General features: G+C 57.1%; 14 protein-coding genes and 1 tRNA gene. 8 read left to right on the plus strand and 7 right to left on the minus strand.

Annotation, left to right across the window (positions count from 1 at the left end):
* Window positions 1–725 precede the first annotated feature (725 nt).
* Complete coding sequence (locus IPM61_10905) at window positions 726–3,149, plus strand: transketolase (GenBank protein MBK8911825.1); 2,424 nt, start codon at window positions 726–728, stop codon at window positions 3,147–3,149.
* Between the two features lie 83 nt (window positions 3,150–3,232).
* Here IPM61_10905 and sbcD read toward each other — a convergent pair whose 3' ends face one another.
* Window positions 3,233–4,468, minus strand: coding sequence for an exonuclease subunit SbcD (sbcD, locus tag IPM61_10910; protein MBK8911826.1), 1,236 nt, complete (start codon window positions 4,466–4,468; stop codon window positions 3,233–3,235).
* 437 nt (window positions 4,469–4,905) lie between these two features.
* On the opposite strand from sbcD, the gene IPM61_10915 reads away from it, so the two are divergent.
* The 5 genes from IPM61_10915 to IPM61_10935 all read left to right on the plus strand — a co-directional run bounded on the left by IPM61_10915 (window position 4,906) and on the right by IPM61_10935 (window position 9,387).
* Window positions 4,906–6,738 (plus strand): CTP synthase, encoded by a 1,833-nt coding sequence (locus tag IPM61_10915; GenBank protein ID MBK8911827.1) that lies wholly within the window; start codon window positions 4,906–4,908, stop codon window positions 6,736–6,738.
* A 126-nt stretch (window positions 6,739–6,864) separates the two neighbouring features.
* The gene (locus tag IPM61_10920; protein ID MBK8911828.1) at window positions 6,865–7,428 is read left to right on the plus strand and encodes a Uma2 family endonuclease; all 564 of its coding nucleotides are present in this window, start codon (window positions 6,865–6,867) and stop codon (window positions 7,426–7,428) included.
* Window positions 7,429–7,471: 43 nt separating this feature from the next.
* Window positions 7,472–7,960: a Uma2 family endonuclease gene (locus IPM61_10925; GenBank protein MBK8911829.1), complete on the plus strand. Its 489-nt coding sequence runs from the start codon at window positions 7,472–7,474 to the stop codon at window positions 7,958–7,960.
* 431 nt (window positions 7,961–8,391) lie between these two features.
* Window positions 8,392–8,769 (plus strand): hypothetical protein, encoded by a 378-nt coding sequence (locus IPM61_10930; protein MBK8911830.1) that lies wholly within the window; start codon window positions 8,392–8,394, stop codon window positions 8,767–8,769.
* A 189-nt stretch (window positions 8,770–8,958) separates the two neighbouring features.
* Window positions 8,959–9,387, plus strand: a complete 429-nt coding sequence (locus IPM61_10935; protein ID MBK8911831.1) for an SRPBCC domain-containing protein — start codon at window positions 8,959–8,961, stop codon at window positions 9,385–9,387.
* 59 nt (window positions 9,388–9,446) lie between these two features.
* Here the strand turns inward: IPM61_10935 and IPM61_10940 are convergent, their stop codons facing one another.
* From IPM61_10940 to IPM61_10960, 5 genes are all read right to left on the minus strand, one after another.
* Window positions 9,447–12,224 carry a class I SAM-dependent DNA methyltransferase gene (locus tag IPM61_10940; GenBank protein ID MBK8911832.1) on the minus strand — a complete coding sequence of 926 codons (2,778 nt, stop codon included), beginning with the start codon at window positions 12,222–12,224 and terminating at the stop codon, window positions 9,447–9,449.
* A gap of 962 nt (window positions 12,225–13,186) precedes the next feature.
* Window positions 13,187–13,259 (minus strand) — tRNA-Ile (locus IPM61_10945).
* Between the two features lie 407 nt (window positions 13,260–13,666).
* Window positions 13,667–14,404 carry a DUF1573 domain-containing protein gene (locus IPM61_10950; protein ID MBK8911833.1) on the minus strand — a complete coding sequence of 246 codons (738 nt, stop codon included), beginning with the start codon at window positions 14,402–14,404 and terminating at the stop codon, window positions 13,667–13,669.
* Between the two features lie 58 nt (window positions 14,405–14,462).
* Entirely contained in the window at window positions 14,463–15,917 is a 1,455-nt protein-coding gene (locus tag IPM61_10955) for a T9SS type A sorting domain-containing protein (GenBank protein ID MBK8911834.1), read from the minus strand.
* Window positions 15,914–16,513 (minus strand): RNA polymerase sigma factor, encoded by a 600-nt coding sequence (locus IPM61_10960; GenBank protein ID MBK8911835.1) that lies wholly within the window; start codon window positions 16,511–16,513, stop codon window positions 15,914–15,916. Before IPM61_10960 ends, IPM61_10955 begins: the two co-directional genes overlap by 4 nt.
* A gap of 82 nt (window positions 16,514–16,595) precedes the next feature.
* On the opposite strand from IPM61_10960, the gene IPM61_10965 reads away from it, so the two are divergent.
* Window positions 16,596–16,928 (plus strand): lycopene cyclase domain-containing protein, encoded by a 333-nt coding sequence (locus IPM61_10965; protein ID MBK8911836.1) that lies wholly within the window; start codon window positions 16,596–16,598, stop codon window positions 16,926–16,928.
* Between the two features lie 38 nt (window positions 16,929–16,966).
* Here IPM61_10965 and IPM61_10970 read toward each other — a convergent pair whose 3' ends face one another.
* The gene (locus tag IPM61_10970; GenBank protein MBK8911837.1) at window positions 16,967–17,773 is read right to left on the minus strand and encodes a CPBP family intramembrane metalloprotease; all 807 of its coding nucleotides are present in this window, start codon (window positions 17,771–17,773) and stop codon (window positions 16,967–16,969) included.
* A gap of 118 nt (window positions 17,774–17,891) precedes the next feature.
* Between IPM61_10970 and IPM61_10975 the strand changes: the two genes are divergently transcribed.
* On the plus strand, window positions 17,892–19,280 hold the full coding sequence (locus IPM61_10975) for a hypothetical protein (protein MBK8911838.1): 1,389 nt from the start codon (window positions 17,892–17,894) through the stop codon (window positions 19,278–19,280).
* The last annotated feature ends 62 nt before the right edge of the window (window positions 19,281–19,342 follow it).

The raw sequence follows: 19,342 nt of genomic DNA on the forward strand, positions 1-19,342 counted from the left end.
AACAACGCCCCACCCAGTTGCAAGGTTACAGGCTTGGAAAAATGAGCAAGAACGGAGAGGTGGGGGGCATCGCACGATTTCCCGCCGCGCCCCCCTGCTTCGCCGCAAGCGGCTACGCGTCCCCCCAATGCTGGGGGGAAATGGGTTTGGCTATTGATCTTTTTCTCTCTGGACCTCACACCACCACTGCCGGCCCCTCCCCCAGAATTGGGGGAGGCGGGGTGGGGGCTTGCTGCGTTGGCGGGTTGGTGATGAGACGCCGAAGGCTAAAGACCTTCGGCTACCTCCTTCTTTCAATACTTCCTCTCTGGATCTCACGCCACCACTGCCGGCCCCTCCCCCAGAATTGGGGGAAGCGGGGAGGGGGGCTTGCTGCGTTGGCGGGTTGGTGATGAGACGCCGAAGGCTAAAGACCTTCGGCTACCGCCGCAAGCGGCTGCGCGTCCCCCCAATGCTGGGGGGAAATGGGTTTCTACTATTGATCTTTTTCTCTCTGGACCTCACACCACCTCTGCCGGCCCCTCCCCCAGAATTGGGGGAGGCGGGGAGGGGGCTTGCTGCGTTGGCGGAGCTTCCCGCTGTGCCTCCAAAAACGTTTCGCAACACGCCGCCGTGCCTCATTCAGTTGGTGATGCGTAGATTGTTGGCGGGTCAGTTCGGACTCTTTTCTTCTCACCGCTGGCCCACCTCTCTCGTATCCATGAACCGCTAACCTCTGGACTGCATTGGCAACAACCACGAAAAACAAGAAGAAGGAATCAAGCTGGACCCTGGACCGTGCGGAGATCATCCGCGATTACCGCGTTGCGTTCCAAAGCCGCCAAGCCAGCTTGCTTGGCCGCCGCGAAGTGCTTACCGGAAAGGCGAAGTTCGGCATCTTCGGCGATGGCAAAGAGGTGCCGCAGCTTGCAATGGCCCGCGCCTTCCGCAACGGCGATTTCCGCAGCGGATATTACCGCGACCAAACGTTCATGTTTGCCACGGGGATGTCGGACGTTCAACAGTTCTTTGCCCAGCTGTACGCCCACACCGATGCCGAGGCCGAACCCGCCAGCGCGGGCCGCTCCATGAACGGCCACTTTGGCACGCGCAGCCTTAACCCCGATGGCTCCTGGAAAACCCTTACCGATATGCCGAACTCCTCGGCAGACGTTTCCCCAACCGGATCGCAAATGCCCCGCCTTGTGGGGCTGGCCTATGCTTCCAAACTCTATCGCGAGCTTGAGGAGCTGAAATCGCTTACCCAATTCTCCCGCAACGGCGATGAAGTTGCCTTCGGGACGATTGGCAACGCAAGCTGCGCCGAAGGGATGTTTTGGGAATCGGTGAACGCCATTGGCGTGCTGAAATCCCCAGCAGTGATTTCTATCTGGGACGACGGCTACGGCATCTCTGTCCCCAGCAAGTTCCAGGTGACGAAAGCCGACGTTGGCGAACTGCTTCGCGGGTTCCAGCGGAAGCCCGAAACCGATGAGGGCTACGACATCTACGTGGTCCGCGCCTGGGATTATCCGGCACTGGTGGAAACCTACCTGAAGGCCGCCGACACCGCCCGCCGCGACCACGTCCCCGCAATCATCCACGTTGTGGAAGTCACCCAGCCGCAAGGCCACTCCACCTCGGGCAGCCACGAACGGTATAAATCCCCGGAACGGTTGGAGTGGGAGCGTGAGCACGATTGCGTGAAGAAGATGCGGGAGTGGATGATTGCCAGCGGCATCGCCACCGCCGAAGAAATTGACGCAATGGAGGAAGAAGAAAAGACCGCAGTGATGGAGATGAAAGAACGCGCCTGGAACGCCTACACCGCGCCAATCCAGGCTGCAATCCAAACGGTGGTTGCGTTGATTGGAAACGTTGCCGAAGGGGCAGCAGAAGCCGGGGCAATCAAGAGCATTGCCGATGAGTTGACAAGCCTGCGCGAGCCGTTCTTCATGGACGCTGTTTCGGCAGCGGCGCGTGTGCTGATCCTGACGCGCAACGCCCCCACCCCGGCCCGAACCGCCCTTGCCGAATGGAAACGCCAACAGGACGCGGCGGCGCACGATTCCTTCGCAGCCCATTTGCACAGCCAGTCGGCCCAGTCGGCCATGAACATCCCGGCGGTTGCGCCGCAGTTCGGTCCCGACTCGCCGATGAAGAACGGGTCCGAAGTTCTTAACGCCTGCTTCGATGCCGCGCTTGCCCGCGACCCACGGGTGATTGCCTTTGGGGAAGACCTTGGCCAGCTTGGCGATGTGAACCAGGGGTTTGCGGGATTGCAAGCCAAATATGGCGCGCTCCGCGTTTCCGACACCGGCATTCGCGAGTGCACAATCCTTGGCCAAGCAATCGGAATGGCGATGCGCGGGCTGCGCCCAATCGCCGAAATCCAATACCTGGATTACATCCTCTACGCCCTGCAACTGATGTCGGACGACCTTGCAACCGTGCAATGGCGGACCAAAGGGGGCCAGAAAGCGCCGGTGATTATTCGCACGCGCGGGCATCGGCTGGAGGGGGTGTGGCACGCGGGTTCCCCAATGGCGGGGATACTCCATCTGATTCGGGGCATCCATCTGCTGGTGCCGCGGAACATGACCCAGGCCGCAGGATTCTACAACACCTTGCTGCAATCGGACGAGCCTGCGTTGGTGGTGGAGGTTCTGAACGGCTATCGCTTGAAGGAGCAACTGCCCGATAACATCGGGGAGTTCACGCTGCCGCTGGGGGTGCCGGAAATTTTGCGGGAAGGGACCGATGTCACCATCGTCACCTACGGGGCCTGCTGCCGCGTGGCGTTGGACGCTGCCGAGCTTCTGCAAAGCGCGGAGATTTCGGCGGAGGTGATTGACGTGCAATCGCTTCTTCCATTCGACCGCAACGGCATGATCGTCCAGTCGCTGAAGAAAACCAACCGCATCCTCTTCCTTGATGAAGATGTCCCGGGTGGTGCGTCGGCCTACATGATGCAGCAGGTGATAGAAGGCCAAGAAGGATACCGCTGGCTGGATTCGCAGCCGCGCACGCTTGCCGCCGCGCCCCACCGCCCAGCGTACGGCTCGGACGGCGCGTACTGGTCCAAACCAAACCCGGAGACGGTGTTCGAGGCGGTGTACGCCATCATGAACGAAGCCGATCCGAAACGGTGGCCAGGGCTGTACCGGTAGCCAACGGAGCTATCAACTGAGATAGTGGTGGAGCAATAATTCAACGGGGTGTGCTGTGGTCGGCACGCCCCGTTTTTTGTTGGTCATCCCTCCGAACCCTCCTCGTCAGAACTTGTGCCCACCAGCTCCAAAAACAGCTTCATCACCGCATCGCTGACTGGCTCCTGGTGAAGGCTGTGGACGAACCGGCGGAACTGCTCCTCGGGCGTAAGGCTCCCCAGGCTGAGCTCCGAACCTTCAGCATCGGAACGATGATAGCGCGGGTTAAAGTCCACAATGCGCGGGTAGTCGGCGCGCAGCCGGCGGCCATACTCCGGCTCCAACGGTTCCTGGAGCAGAAGGGAAATATCAATCCAAGATTGCGAGCCGATCTCGGCAATCTTTGCCTCCAACTCGGCGATGCTTTCAACATGGATGCGGACCAGTTGCCGCCCGGCGGTCAGCGGGATTGTGCGGTACGTTGCCTTTCCGTCGCTGGCGAACTCCACCACCGTCACCGATTTCTGCTGCCCGGCCTCGCTCATGCTGTATTGAAGGATCGAACCGGAGTAGCGCACCGGAAGGTCCTGCTGGCCATGCTGTTCCTGCGGGCGGTGCAGGTGGCCCAACGCCACATATCCCGCCGATGCCGGGAAGCTCTGGCGGTCCACCGCATACGCCCCTCCAACCTGAATTGGCCGCTCCGATTCGGACTCTATCCCGCCGCCAACAAACAGGTGGCTTGCCACAATGTTCGCGCCGCCGTCGGTAAACAGCCGTGCGGTTTCCTCCATGAACTCTTTGATCCTTCGGTTGTAGTCGGTCAGCGCGGCTTCCTCGTCGGAAAGGTCGCGGGTTAGCACCTCGCGCAATCGGGATTCGGAAGGGTAGGGGAGCGCAAGGATGGAAAGGAGTTCGCCATTGCGTGGGGTCCGGACCCGCACGAACGAAGGGGCGGTTTGGATGCAGCTAACCCGCTCGGTCCCGCGCTCGAACGTTGCTGGCGCCTCCTTCGGGTGGCCAACGGTGATGATGCCAAGCTCGCGGGCGTACGGGTCCGAGGCCAAAAGGCGGTCGGGGCTGTCGTGGTTGCCGGCAATGACGATCACGGCCCTTCGCCCACCGTCGCTTAATCGGGTCATCGTCCGGTAGAAAAGCGATTCGGATTCGGTGGGTGGGTTGTAGGTGTCGAACACATCGCCGGCAATCACCACTGCGTCAATCTTCTCCTCGTTGGCAATCTGGCAAAGCTCATCCAAAACTGCTTCTTGCTCATCGTGGCGGTAGTGCTCCTTAAGGCGGCGGCCCAAATGCCAATCGGCGGTGTGAAGAATTCGCATCGGTGGAAAAAGGTTTTGGAAAAGGTTTTGGAAGTGGAAAGGAATGATTGGGCGTTGCCGCTGAACGGGGGGCAAAATAACCGTCCGGGAAGATTCGGCCAATCCGTTCTGCGCGATTTCTGCGGGCGCGTCTGCTTCCGGCGGTGGCGCAGCCGGAAACCCCGTCACAATCTGAAGTCTTGATAACAAAAAGCCCGATTCTGTTGGAATTTTGGCGATTCTCCCTGCTCCATCTCCACGCCGTTCCCCCTTGCTTCATCGCTGGGTTCGGCTGTTTTGGAACTTTCGCTAAGTTGCGCCCCCGCAACAGCAACCAACTGACAACTCCCCATCTCCGAACCATCACAATTCGGTGAAAGCCGGGGCATTGCTGTTGTTATTCTTCCGGTCAACCTCTCTCTCTTTTTTGGCCACGTCGCGGTGGCCACGTTCTACCGATGAGCAACACCAATACCAACACGAACAAGGCAAAATTCATCTTCATCACCGGCGGTGTCCTCTCGTCGCTGGGGAAGGGGATCACCTCGGCATCGCTTGCGTTGCTGCTGAAACAGCGTGGCCTTCGGGTGACGATCCAAAAGTTCGACCCCTACCTGAATGTTGACCCCGGCACCATGTCGCCCTACCAACATGGCGAGGTGTACGTGACCGACGACGGAGCCGAAACGGACTTGGACCTGGGCCACTACGAACGGTTCCTGAACCAGTCCATGGCCCAGAAAAACAACACCACTACGGGGCAGGTCTATTTCGAGGTTATCAGCAAGGAGCGGCGCGGCGATTATTTGGGGAAAACCGTCCAGGTGATCCCCCACATCACCGATGAAATCGCCCGGCGGATGACCGCGCTTGCCGACCGCTACGACATCATCCTGATTGAAATCGGCGGAACCGTTGGCGACATCGAATCGCTCCCTTTCCTTGAGGCCACCCGCCAGCTGGACCAGAAGCTGCGCGGAAACGTGCTCCATATCCACCTCACCTACGTCCCGTTCATCAAGGCCGCGGGGGAGCTGAAAACCAAGCCAACGCAGCACTCGGTGAAAACGTTGTTGGAGATCGGCATTCAGCCAGATATTCTGGTGTGCCGGTCCGAGCACCGGTTGGTGAAGGAGATTCGCGAGAAGATCGCCCTGTTCTGCAACGTGGACCGCGACGCAGTGATCGAGGGGCGCGATGCCAGCACCATCTACGAGGTTCCGCTGATCTACGCCCAGCAGGGGCTGGACAACATCGTGCTTCGGAAGCTGGGAATCGAAGCTCCGCCGGCGGACCTGAAAGTCTGGTCCAACTACGTCCGGCGGATTAAGCACCCGGGGAACGGGACCGTGAAAATTGGGCTGTGCGGAAAGTACACCCAGTATCAGGATGCCTATAAATCTATCATCGAGGCGTTCGTCCATGCCGGGGCCGCCAACAACGCCCATGTGGAGCTGCATTGGGTTGACAGCGAAAATCTGCACACCCCCGCCGACGTGAAAAACGCGTTGAAAGGGATTGATGGATTGCTGGTGGCGCCGGGCTTCGGCTCGCGCGGGGTGGAAGGGAAGATCAAAGCCATCCGCCACGTGCGCGAATCGAACATCCCATTTTTTGGAATCTGCTTGGGGATGCAATGCGCGGTGATTGAGTTCGCCCGGAACGTCTGCGGCATTGCCGATGCCAATTCCAGCGAGTTCGCCAAAAGCCCCAACAGCGTGATTGACCTGATGACCGACCAGAAAAACGTGAAAGAAAAAGGGGGGACGATGCGCCTGGGGGCGTATCCCTGCATCCTCGGGAAAAAGACCCGCGCGCTGGTGGCCTACCGCGAACAGTTCATCAGCGAACGCCACCGGCACCGCTACGAAGTCAACAACAATTTCCGCGACGCGCTAACGGCCAACGGGCTGGTCCTGAGCGGCGTTTCCCCCGATGGAAAGCTGGTGGAGATGATCGAAATCCCGGGCCACCCGTGGTTTGTTGGCTGCCAATTCCACCCTGAGTTGAAGTCGCGGTTGGTGGAGCCTCACCCGCTGTTCAAAGCCTTCGTTAAAGCTGCGCTGGCCCACCGTGATGAGGCCACAACAGTGGGGAAGAAAAAGGAGCAAAGCAAAGCCACGAAAACCGTTGGCAAGCCGGCTGTGGCATCCAAAAAGAAGCCTGCAAAACCTGCTGCAAGCAAAGCCGCCGCGCCGCCGCAGGTAAGCGACGATCTTCCCAGCATCAACGGCGACGGCAAAGCAAAAACCGCCAGCGACATCCCGCAGCCCGAGCCGGCCGCTGTGTGATAATCTTAACAAGGGAGTGCGGGGCGGTTGCAATCCGCAGCCCCTCTATCCGTTGCTGAATCCGACTGCCGAAAGGAGCTACACGCCATGCCAACAACCGCAGAACATCGTTTGCAGAAAGCCCGGATGCCGCTCCGCCAGCCGGAGCATGGCTGGACCTACGCGGAGTATCTGAAGTTGGATGACGACCGCCGTTATGAGATCATCGCCGGAGAGTTAGTGATGGCACCAGCACCAAGCATCGGACACCAGCGCGTCTCGCGCGATCTTGGGTATCGGCTAATCAGCTTCGTGGCAAAGCACAAAGCAGGGGAGGTGCTTGATGCCCCCGTTGATGTGATCCTCAGCCCCTCCGTGGTTGTGCAGCCGGACCTTGTGTTTATCAGCAATGAGCGGAGCAGCATCTGCCAGGAACGTGGGGTGTTTGGCGCGCCGGACTTGGTGGTGGAGATCATCTCACCCGGGTCGCTGGCTCGTGACCGTCACAGCAAGCTGAAGCTGTACCGGAAGCATGGGGTGAAGGAGTACTGGCTGGTGGATCCATCCAGCCAATCGGTGGAGGTGTTGGTGTTGAACGAGGAAGGGGAGTACGATTTGCATTCATCGGCATCGGGTGGCCGTGGTCGCGTGAAGTCGTTGGTGCTGGCGGGGTTTGGAGTAACGATGGGAGCGATTTTTTCAGGGAAGTAGATCAAGACCGTCCAGACCGATCGCCAAAGGGGAGCTACACGCCATGCCAACAACCGCAGAACATCGTTTGCAGAAAGCCCGGATGCCGCTCCGCCAGCCGGAGCATGGCTGGACCTACGCGGAGTATCTGAAGTTGGACGACGACCGCCGTTATGAGATCATCGCCGGAGAGTTAGTGATGGCACCAGCACCAAGCATCGGACACCAGTTGGCCTCTTCTTCACTCTTTTTCAGGATGTTCGGCTATGCCAAACGCCACCACCAACTGGGCAAGCTATTTCACGCGCCGATTGATGTGATCCTAAGCCCCTCCGTGGTTGTGCAGCCGGACCTTGTGTTTATCAGCAATGAGCGGAGCAGCATCTGCCAGGAGCGTGGGGTGTTTGGCGCGCCGGACTTGGTGGTGGAGATCATCTCACCCGGGTCGCTGGCTCGTGACCGTCACAGCAAGCTGAAGCTGTACCGGAAGCATGGGGTGAAGGAGTACTGGCTGGTGATCCATCCAGCCAATCGGTGGAGGTGTTGGTGTTGAACGAGGAAGGGGAGTACGATTTGCATTCATCGGCATCGGGTGGCCGTGGTCGCGTGAAGTCGTTGGTGCTGGCGGGGTTTGGAGTAACGATGGGAGCGATTTTTTCAGGGAAGTAGATTGGGGGGGGACGGGGATCGGGGATCGGGGGAGCCGCCGAACCGAGCATTGATTTGGGAATTTCAGGATCAGAAACTTTTGGGGCCAACGCAAAGAGCCGTGCCGTGAATCGTTTCCCCGAACCCACCCCGCCCTATCGGGCACCCCTCCAAGGAGGGGGACTGTTCGTGGGGGTTCGTAGAAATATTTTCCGCAAAATATTTTCCACCCTACTCCATTTTTGCACTTGCTTTTTTCCCTGCTACGGTTATGTTCGCCCGCATTGGCTGCTTACTGAAGCCCTCCTGATTATCCAACACTATCCCTAACTCAGCATGAACAAGCGCGCTTTTGCCATCTCTGGAATTATTCTGGCCGCCGCAGTGGCCGGGGTTCTTGCCTTCCGTCCCTCCGTCCCCGACAAACCGTTCAGTAGCGAGGTCTGGAAAGAAGTTGCTGGCGATAAAACCAACAACGAACGCCTTGCAATGGTGAATGATCTATTGGACCAAGGCTTGCTCAACGGGCGGTCCCAACGCCAAGTGCTGCAGCTGCTTGGCGCAGCCGAACCAGAAAGCTATTTCACTTCCTACGGCTACCAGATGATGTACACGCTTGGCGAAGGCCGCGGCCTGCTTCCGGGTCCCAACTATCTGGCGATTAAATTCGACGACAACGACCACGTGGCAGGAATGGATGTGATGCAAGATTAAAAAACACCCCAGCCCGCCCCTTCCCCTCCAAGAATGGGGGAACGCTTCGGGTCGTTTTCGGGAAAAGATCAAAACCGCAACAGCCGCCCCGACCTGTCGGGGCGTATTTTTTTTCGTTCTTTGTGGAGGAACACAGCCGTGCGCCCGCACGCTGCTCGTACTCAATGCTAACCAACAACAGCTTCAGCCATGAAAGCATTCAGCGTCAGCACCATCATTGCCGCCTCGGCGGAGAAGATCTGGAATATCCTGACCGATGCCCCAAACTGGACCAGATGGAACACCACCGTGGAGAAGATTGTTGGGGAGATTGCCGTGGGCCAAAAGGTGAGTGTGTTCGTGAAGGTGAATCCGAAACGGGCGTTCCCGGTGCGGGTGACGCAGTTCGTCCCAAACAAAAAAATGGTCTGGACCGGGGGGATGCCGCTGGGCCTGTTCAAAGGGGAGCGAACCTACACCCTGACCGAGCAACCGAACGGCAGCACCGAGTTCGCCATGCGCGAGGAGTTCACCGGATTGATGGCCCCGCTGATCACCCGCTCCATCCCCGACCTGCAGCCGGTGTTCCAGGAATTTGCCGCCGCACTGAAACAGCACGCCGAACAGCCAAAGCAATAGCTGCGGGGGGGGGGAGAGAGTTTCACCCTGCTGGATTAATCCAACCCGTGGCAAGGGCGTTATGCCGCCCCCGCACGCTCCAAGTTCAGCGCAAGCAAGCGTTCAAGGATTTGTTCTTCGGTAAGGTCACGCGGCCAGCCGTAGGCATCGAACACGGCGTTGTCCAGCTTCTTGTGGGCAAGGTCCAGCCATGTTGGCCGCTGGTTGTAGAGGTTCGTGAGCGTGCGATTCTTCAACTCCGCTTCCGTTGCCCCTTCCGGGTTCAGCCACCGGTCCCGCTTCTCCACCAGTTCCTTTGCCGCTTCCCCAATCGCCAGAACGCACGGGTCGCCGGTTGGCTCACTGCCGGGAGGGTAGGGGAAGGGGAAGGTTTCGAAGCAACTTCCAGCATTATATGTTGGATCATTGCCCACTCCATGACGAGAAGCCATAACCAAAGCCCATTTTTCATGAATGGAAGAATGCAGGACTCCGAAGAAATAGTCATCTTCCCGCGCAATTGCATAAACCCTTGTGTCCGGTAAAACGGTTGTAGGCACCCAAATAAAGATTCTATGTTTTGCAACCCGAGGCGTAGCTATATAGCGAGACAATGAGGAAAGAGCTTTGCGCATTGCATCCCGGGAATTCCAATGAATCCACCATATCTCACGTGAGGCTTTCTGATTGGTTGTTTGCCTCATAGGATACACGTGCTCACGGAGGTATTCAAATGGCGCAGCGTACATACTTGCATCTTCTTCCAATGCACGAACTCCGAAGTCAATGATAAATTCGTTGCGTGGTCGCCTAACAATATCAACACCACTGATAAAGGGTTTGATAACATCAGAATTAGGTCTGCCGTTTGGATTTCCAACAGCCAGTAACATTCGTTCAGCATCTTCAGCCGACAAGGCAAACTGGCCTCTTGGAACTACTCCTTGAAAAGCTCTTTGCAAGTTCTCTTTTAATGACACTGCATCCCCCAAATTCAAGCCTGATCTTAAATTCGGGGTGATATTCTTCACAAGGTTTCCGTCAAGCTGTAAAACCTGTTCGGAACCGTCGTCGAAACCAACTATTGAAACTCTAACGTTTGCACCGTCAACACTCCAAGCGTTATCACTCCAAGCCAAAAAGATTCCCCCTGTCTGAATTATGCGCTCCAACACCTTTAAGTTTGAACCGGCACGAATTGCCTGCGTTGCAATCAATCCGGCACAACTAGTTTTCTTATCAGCAATTTGTTGTCGAGCTTTCTCAAACCAATAACAAACGAGGTCTGGCAGCCCTTCAATTCGTCCCGAATAGGTCTTTATGAGCGAATCGCAATAACTGTCCCCTAAAACTTCCCGCATTTTTCTACTTCCCAAAAACGGTGGATTTCCAATAATCACGTCAACGGCGGGCCATTCTGGTTCGTAGGGTTTTCCTTCTTCGTCGAAGGCAAGGATTGCATCGCGGTTTTCGATGCTGTCCAGTCGGCGCAGGATCGGCTCGGCGGGGAATCCGAACCCATTATCCCGCAGCCATTGGATGTACCCTATCCAGATCGTCACGCTTGCCAGTTCGTAGGCGTAGGGGTTGATCTCTATCCCGTGCAACTGTGCCGGGTTCACCGAGGGGAAGAAGGTTCCCACCCCCACACTGCCGGCGTATTGAATCACCTCCTTTTCCAAATCCAGCAGGTTCCGCAACGCCATGTAGAGGAAGTTCCCGCTTCCGCAAGCCGGGTCCAATACCTGGACCTTTCCAATCTCTCCGGCAAACGATACCAGCAACCGGCTTAGCTCCTGTTGGCGGTTCTGTTTTTTTCGGTCGGTGTCGTCTTCCTCGCGCCGCCGCAGAAGTTCTTCCGCTTGCGCGCGGACCTCCTCCCAGCGGCGGCGCAGCGGGCGCATCAGGACCGGCTCAACAATCAGCAGAATATCTTCCCGGCTTGTGTAGTGGGCCCCAAGCTGCGAACGCTTGGCGGGGTCAAGGCTCCGTTCAAACAGTGTTCCGAAGATGGAGGGTTCGACGCTTCCCCAATCCATCCGGCTAACGGTTTCGATAATGTCCAGCGCGTCGCGGTCAAGGGGGAGCACCGAATCGTCGTCGAACAAGGCTCCGTTGAAATGGGGGATTTTTTCCAGCCCGAAGAACCCGCCGGTTGCCATGATGCCAAAGAGTTGCCCCAGCAAGCGGGCGAACTCTTCTGGGTTGCGCTTTGTGGCTTCGATACTCCGTTTCAGCGTCTCGTTCGGAAGCAAGCCAACGTCTTCAGCGAAGAGGGAGAACAGGAGCCGGATAAGGAAGTGTGCTGCGGTGTGTGGATCGCTTCCGGCCTTGCGCAGCATATCCGACAAGACAGCAAACTGTTTTGCCGCTTCCGCCGTGACCGCTTCGGTGGTCTGTTCAGCTTTGAAGGATTCGGGTTCCTCGAAGATTCGCCGCAGCGTTCGCATCCCGTCGGGTGTAAGAAGGTCGTCAGGCCCAAGTTCAATCACCCGCTTTACCGTGTTGGTAAAGTTGGTGTGAATAACGATCCGATTCATATCGGAGACAACGAGCAACGGCGGGTTCTGCAGGGCTTCGCGGTAGTTAAGGAGCTGGTTGTAGGCGGCATCAAGATCCTTATGCTTCCCCTTGTATTCCCAGCCGAAGAAGCCGCGTTTCCAGACATCGGCAAATCCTTTGCCGCCAATCTGCTTGCCGATTCCTTTCTCGAAAGTGAAGGATTCGCCGTGCGCGTCAACGTCTGCCGGTGTCGGGTGCCCGATCATCTGGCAAATGTCAATAAAGTGAGGTTGCGAGGCGGAGCGTTCGGTGAGGGTGCTTTTCTTCCACTTATGAACGAATTCTTGGGGAGTCATGAATTCCAGATATGATGAGCGTTTCGGTTTTGGCCGAAGATATGGAAGGGAGGGGACGTGGTAAAGGGAAGGGGTAGCCCTATTGATCCATCAACCTTGCACCGACGGCACGCATTGGAAATCCAGACCCTCAACAAAATATCCACCCAAATGGAGGTCGCCCCTTCAGGGCTGGTGTTGCGTGGTGTGGTTTTTCCCAAGGCGATGCCCTGGGCTGGTATGGGTCGCCCTTTCAGGGCTGGTGTTGCACGTGGCTTGGTTCTTTTTCCAGGGTGGGTTCCTGGGTTGGTATGGGTCGCCCTGAAGGGGCAGACTATCATAGCCCAGGGCAGCGCCCTGGGAATCGCCCCCCCAACATCCACACCACCACAAAAAAATCCCACCGCCCTGAAGGGGCAGCCTCATTGATCCATCAACCTTGCACCGACGGCATGGAAATCCAGACCCTCAACAAAATATCCACCCAGATGGAGGTCGCCCCTTCAGGGCTGGTGTTGCGTGGTGTGGTTTTTCCCAGGGCGATGCCCTGGGCTGGTATGGGTCGCCCCTTCAGGGCTGGTGTTGCACGGGGTTTGGTTCTTTTTCCAGGGTGGGTTCTTGGGTTGGTATGGGTCGCCCTGAAGGGGCAGACTATCATAGCCCAGGGCAGCGCCCTGGGAATCGTCCCCCCCAACATCCACACCACCACAAAAAAATCCCACCGCCCTGAAGGGGCAGCCTCATTGATCCATCAACCTTGCACCGACGGCACGCATTGGAAATCCAGACCCTCAACAAAATATCCACCCAGATGGAGGTCGCTCCTTCAGGGCTCGTGTTGCACGGAGCCGGCAAAGGTTGTGGAGGCAAAGCAAAAAGGGGAAGCCTTCGCTTCCCCTTTGTTGGATACTTCCAGCCCGGCTATTCATCGGGACGTTCGGCAATCGTTGCCGCGCTACGCGGTCGAAGCCGGAAAGTGAGTGTGGGCCCTGAGGGATTTGAACCCCCAACCAATGGATTATGAGTCCACTGCTCTAACCGTTGAGCTAAGGGCCCTCCGTTCTGAATCGGGGTGCAAATATAGCACCCTTTCCCAAGCAGAATCGGCCTTCGCGGCAAACTGGATTGCAAAAAGGTGTGGTGGTGGCCGCCAGCTTGGGGCAACTTGATTTTGGAGGCGAGGATGAAGCGGGCGCCGAAGGCTAAAGACCTTCGGCTACCCTTAAGTGAGGAGCGCCGAAGGCTAAAGACCTTCGGCTACCCTTAAGTGGGGGGGGCCGAAGGCTAAAGATTTTTTATCAATCCCGACGAAGGTCGGGGCGGCTACCGGGGAGATGGAGCATTGATGTTCCGCACGTGGAGATACGGTTTATGGGTTTGTGATTCTCCAGCAAAACGAATGGGGAAGCAAGCGTTGGCTTGCTTCCCCATTGCGGTGGTAAACGGGAGTTTTCGGTTGCGGGTTAGCGCATATTCTTGTTTGCTGGTGCGGCATCGGCGGCCACTGCGTTGCCGGCAAGTTCCAGGCGGATTTCCGGCTGCTCCATGCTGCTGGTTTTAATGGTGATTGCCCCGCGCAAATTCCCCACTTCGGTTGGCTTCACCGTCACCGCAATATCACGCGATTCGCCTGGCTTCAGCGTCAGTTCCGACGATAGATCGAAGCTGATGTCGGCGTTGGCGTTGGCGTTGGTGGGGGCCTGCAGCGTCAGCGGCGCGGTCCCGCTGTTCGTCACTTTTACGGTGGAGGTGGATGCGTCCCCGATTTTCCCGTTCAGCACCTGCACCCACGACGGGAACACCGTGACATCGCGCAAAATATTCGCCTTCAGCGTCACCGCCACCGATGGAGTTTCGGGGCCATCGGTGATGATGGTGATATTTTTTTGAATATGCCCGGTGGAGGTGGATGCCGTCACCGAAATTCCGATGTCCGTTGTCTCCCCTGGCTCAAGGATATTTTTGGCAACGGTTGGCGTGGTGCAACCGCAGCTTTTTTTCACTTCTTTAATCGTCAGCGGGCCGCTTCCAATGTTTTTCACTTTTAGCGTGGTTGTCAGCGTTGCTGGCTTCACGTTTCCCCAGTCAAAGGTATTGCCGCCAATAACCTCCAATTTCCCCGCCGATTGCGCTTGCGCCGCAACTGCCCCGGCCATGAATATGCCAATGGCAAACGCAAGGATTGTTTTTTTCGTGTTCATCTCGTTTTTTGGTTTGTGTGTTGTTGGTTGATTGATCGTTTGTTTGTTGATCGCGTTATTACTGAACAATAATTCGTTGAACTGCTTGATCGCCGGTGTCGGTTTTCACGGCAATCAGATATGCGCCGGGGGTGAGTCCCACCAGCGATAATTGCGCCTGGTGAACACCCGCTGTGACGCTTTGCGTTGGCACAAGTTCCCGAAGGAATTTCCCGGAAAGGTCATGGAGCGTGATTGTGATTGCGCGCTGGTTCGTCAGCTGGTAGCGGCAGTTGATGCTTCCCGAAGCTGGGTTGGGATAGGCTTGCACCGCAGCAATGGCCCCGCTGCTTTTCCGGCAAAAATCGAAGAACGTTTTTTCGCCGGTTAATCGCTCGCAGGCTTGGCCCACCGGCATTTGGCATTCCACCACGTCGGTGATTGCGTCAAGCTCCTGCTGCAACGGAATGCGGTAGCGGGAAGGGAGTGCCAAAACAAATTCTGGAGTTGGATAATACCACAGGTAAACATCGGCTCCATATTTTTTATTTGTCCCTTCAATGGTTCCGCTTCCAAGCCGCACGTAAATCGGAATTAATCGGCTTAGCTTGGGGTATCCGTTCGTTGTTGTTGGAACCGGCTTCTCAAGATTGGGGCCATCAAGGTTGTTGAATTTCATGGCCTCGCGCTCCAATTCTTTTCTCGACATGGATAAGGATTCAAAAAATGGAGAATTATCCACGAACCGCAGGAAGGCTTTGGAGGCCTTAACCCCTTGGTTCCAATGCGATGCCACGATGATGGGGGCAACCGGCAGCGATTGTGCGTTGTTTATCGTGGTTCCCTTCTCATAATAATCGTTGCTGTCAATGGAAACGCTCTTCACCGCAAACCGATTATCCTGCTTGTCTTCGGTTTGAATCGTAAGCGTGTGGCCATCAAATAGAATTCCAATTTTCTGCAACTCTTCCGGGGTCAGCTGTATTTTTTGAACGCCTTGAATGCTGTCCTGATTTACCGGCTGGCGGTTGTCATCGTTGGCACTCAGGTTGCCGGAATTTCCCCCGACCTGCGAAGGCTGAGTTTCAGAAATTGAATTCTGCGCTGCGCCAGCAATTTCTGGTGCACTGCTTTTTGCTGGCGGCTGGTTTGCGTGGCGATTCTTGCTGGGGAAATTCTGCTGGGCAACGGAAAAATGCTTCGGCGGAATTTCAAGCTGCGCCGGGGCCGAAGCCTCGTTTTTATTTTGCGTGCTGTTTGGAGTAGGCAGCATTTGCGTTGCTGGGGCTGTTGTTTGGGGCGTATCTGCGCCACCCCACCACGAAATTCCCGCAATAATTCCAGCAATTGCGGTCAAGGAAACGACTCCCATGACAATTCTCCTTTTAATGAGTGATTTGGAAAACGCTTGCTGCCCCGCGCCGCCATTTTCTGCAATCATTGCCTGCACCTGCTCCACCGAGTAGAGTGGTTTGGGCGTGGTTTTGCGAGCGTTGCTGAAAACCTCTTCTATGGTGCGGTTCGTGTTCATCATGGCTTAGAATGAAATGATGAGAATTTCAATGTTTCGATGCCGCTGGGCATTTCCGTTTCCATTTCCCGTTTGTGGCTCTGGTCAGGTTGGGTTTTGCGCACTCCCAATAATTCTGCCAATCGCTTTCTCCCCCGCGAAATCCTGACTTTTACGGCAACCAGCGTCCCCCCTTGTATTTGCTGGATTTCCTTCATCGAAAATCCCAGCAACTCGAACATCATCACCGCTTCGCGTTGTTTTTCGGGGAGTTGCTGCAACGCGGTGTGGAGCGCCCCAACATCGGCGGCGATGTCTGGCGGGGTGGAGGTGTCGTACAAATCGGCAACGTGGCCATCGGGAAGTTGGGGATGCCGCTGCTGGTAGGCGCGGCGTTTCCGGTGAACCCGGGTGGCAATGGTGAACAGAAAGCTCAGAAATGCTTGGGGCTGGCGGACGCTCTCAAACCGTTCCCACGCAATCAGGATCGTTTCCCCGGCGATGTCGCGCGCTTCCTCCCGGTCCCGTGCCATCGCATAGGCGAAGCGGTCAAGGTTCGGCTGAAGAGGGCGTAGCAGTGCCATAAAACGCTGCTGACGATCATGGAGTTCGGAGGCCATTGGGTTAAAATCTTGCGATCTGTTTGCGGGGAAGTGACACGCACGGGGGAAAGGTTACATTGGCGAAAAAAAAAATCTTGCGATGACCTACTTCGAGTTTCATCTGTACTTCAATTTGCCGCTGTTGGCACTGCTTGGTTGGCTGGCGCGGAAACGGCTGCGGCGCGTTCATCTTCGCTGGCTGGGGGTTGTGCTGCTTGTGGTGGTGGCGTTTACGTTCCCGTGGGATAACTGGGCTATCGGCCAGGGAATCTGGCAGTTCCCCGAAGAGCGGGTGGCGCTGCGGATAGACCACTTGCCGGTTGAGGAACTGCTGTTCTTCATCATCGAAACGATTGCTGTTTGCTTGGTCGCGCTCCATTTCCTTCCGGTTCCTGACGATTCGGAGCGGAAAGAAATGGAGCAAGAAAAATAGAGATGGAAATAGAGATAGCGACCGGCCCGCAGCGGCGATTACAACGCCATCACCCAGACATCATACAGGGCGTGGGTCATGGCCGCAACGCCGAACCCCCGCAGCAGAAACAGCGCGTTGAACGCAAGCCCCATCAGGAACCGGAAAGTGAAGCTCCACAGCTCGAACGGATCGCCCAGCGGTCCGATGTAATGGATCCAACTGAAGATCAACGCCCCAACAACCGCTGCAATGGCGTATCGGCTGCGGTCGCCGATGTTTTTTGCCCATTGCATCACCCCGTACAGCCCCGTCACCAGCAGCAGCCGGAAGACGAACTCTTCGTAGTAGCCCGCGCCAAAGGAAAGGACAATCGCCTCGAAAAATCCCGGCCCGCTTGGCCCAGCCGATAGCGCGGGGATGTTCAAGCTGAACAGGTTCGCCACCAGCGTCTGGACCAGCAGCCCGCTCCCCACGGCATAGACCGCGCTTTCGGCAGCCATGAAGCCAAAGTAGCGAGGGATGATCGGGTAGTTGTGGCGGCGTTCGTACAGATAAATGATTCCCCCAAGCAGCAGCAGCAACGCACTGACGGCAAGGGTTCCGCTTAGGCCCACCATCTCCAACACCCGCTTCACCATCACGTCGGCTCCGTTCTGGATATTGCTGATCCCGCCGGTGTGAAGTATCCACGTGCCAAGCTCGTAGATCAGCACAAGGGGAAGGGTGAACAGGAATCCGTAGGTCAGCGTGGTGGTCAGCCGCAGGTATTCGCGGCGGTAGTTCATCATCAGCGCGGGGTTCAGCGCGCGCTCCAGCCGTGTGGAAACTGGGGGCTGGGAAGTTTGTTCGGTTGGTGTTATCATGGCCTTGTTGTTCTTGCGTCGTTCGGATTGCTTCGGCACAAACTACGCACGGCGTAACCAAAGTTCTACCCATCGGGTAATTTCACGCGCGAAGTCAACTACCGACCCGATTCCCATCATGCACCGTTGCTCTGCTCCTCAATCCAGAAACCGGCGGGTTCGCCCGCTGTTGCTGCTGCTGTTGCCCGCCATTACCGGGTTGATTGCCCAGGCGCAACCGACCATCTACCCCACGATTCTCTACAACGGCGAGAACATCGTCACCATCAAGCACCCGCGTGGCATCGAGCGGATTCGGGCAACCAGCACACGGGGTGTGCAGCCGTTTGCCCCGAACATCACCGGCTGCCCGAAGGAGGTGAACGTCCGTGTTCTGGTGCTGAACTCCAGCCCGGTTGAGACGGTCAACTTCACGGTATTTGATTGCGATGGGGAGTTTGCATCGGTCAGCGTGAACTCCGAAAATTGGACGATCCGCCACGAGCGTTCCGGCCCCGTGATGATTGGCCGCGACACCTGCCTGCAATGCTTCATCAACACCTCGGACCCGCGCGAAGTTGACTCGATCTTCGTCACCAACCCGCAGTATCGGGTGATTATGCCACCAAAAGAACATGGCAAATGGATTGCCCGGGGGGATGACTTCAAATATCAGGTCTGCTTCCGTGCCGAGCGTGTGGAGAACCGCACCGACACCATCCGGCTTGCCATGCGGCGGGGTGAGCCAAACGGCGGGCTAACCCATTACACCATCGAGAAACCGATCACAACCCAGAGCGTTCCGGTTCCGCCGCCACCGCCGCCGCCAGTCATCAGCACGAAAGATTCCATCCGTGCGCTGCTTCCGCCGCTGACCGATCCCACAACCTTCCGCAACATCGTCATGCCAACAGCCGAGTCGGTGGGGAAGGGGCAGGCGTTCGCCGGCAGCTACGACGTGGTTGGATTGATTGGCGGCTACGGCATCACCGACCGGTTGACGGTGATTGGCGGGGGAAGCTACGTGCCGGCGGCAATCAGCCAGCTGCTGGTTGGGACAATCGGCGCAAAGTGGGAGTTCCTGCGCGAAGGGGCTTTGAGCGTGGCGGCTGGGGGACATTTGGGATATTCCTCCATTCCTGAATCGGAGATCACCCTTGCGGCTCCGTTCACCGTTGCAAGCTATGGCGACCGCACGGCGCGGCTGAACCTTGCTGTTGGCTACACATGGAAGCACCACGTCACGCCGTTCGAGACGTTCAACCGGAAGGCGGCGGTGCTGGCCATTGGCGGCGATATCACTCTGGGGCGCGGATTCAAAATGGCTGCCGAAGGCTACGTTCTGGAGTCAAGCGGAATTGCCCCGGTGGTGGTGACTGCGCGTTGGTTCGGCGAGCGTTGGGCGTTCGACGCCGGGCTTGGCATGGACCTTGCCAACACCGAAGGGCTGGTCTTCACCTCGGCACTTGGGGGAACAGTTGAGAATCTGGCGATTGCGCCGGTGGTGTCGGTGTTGTGGCGGTGGTGATGATGATGGGGAAAACACCAATCGAACGCTCCTGAAAAATTTTCCAAACCACAAATGGGCTG

Source organism: Chlorobiota bacterium, from assembly GCA_016710285.1.
Classification (GTDB): domain Bacteria; phylum Bacteroidota; class Ignavibacteria; order OLB7; family OLB7; genus OLB7.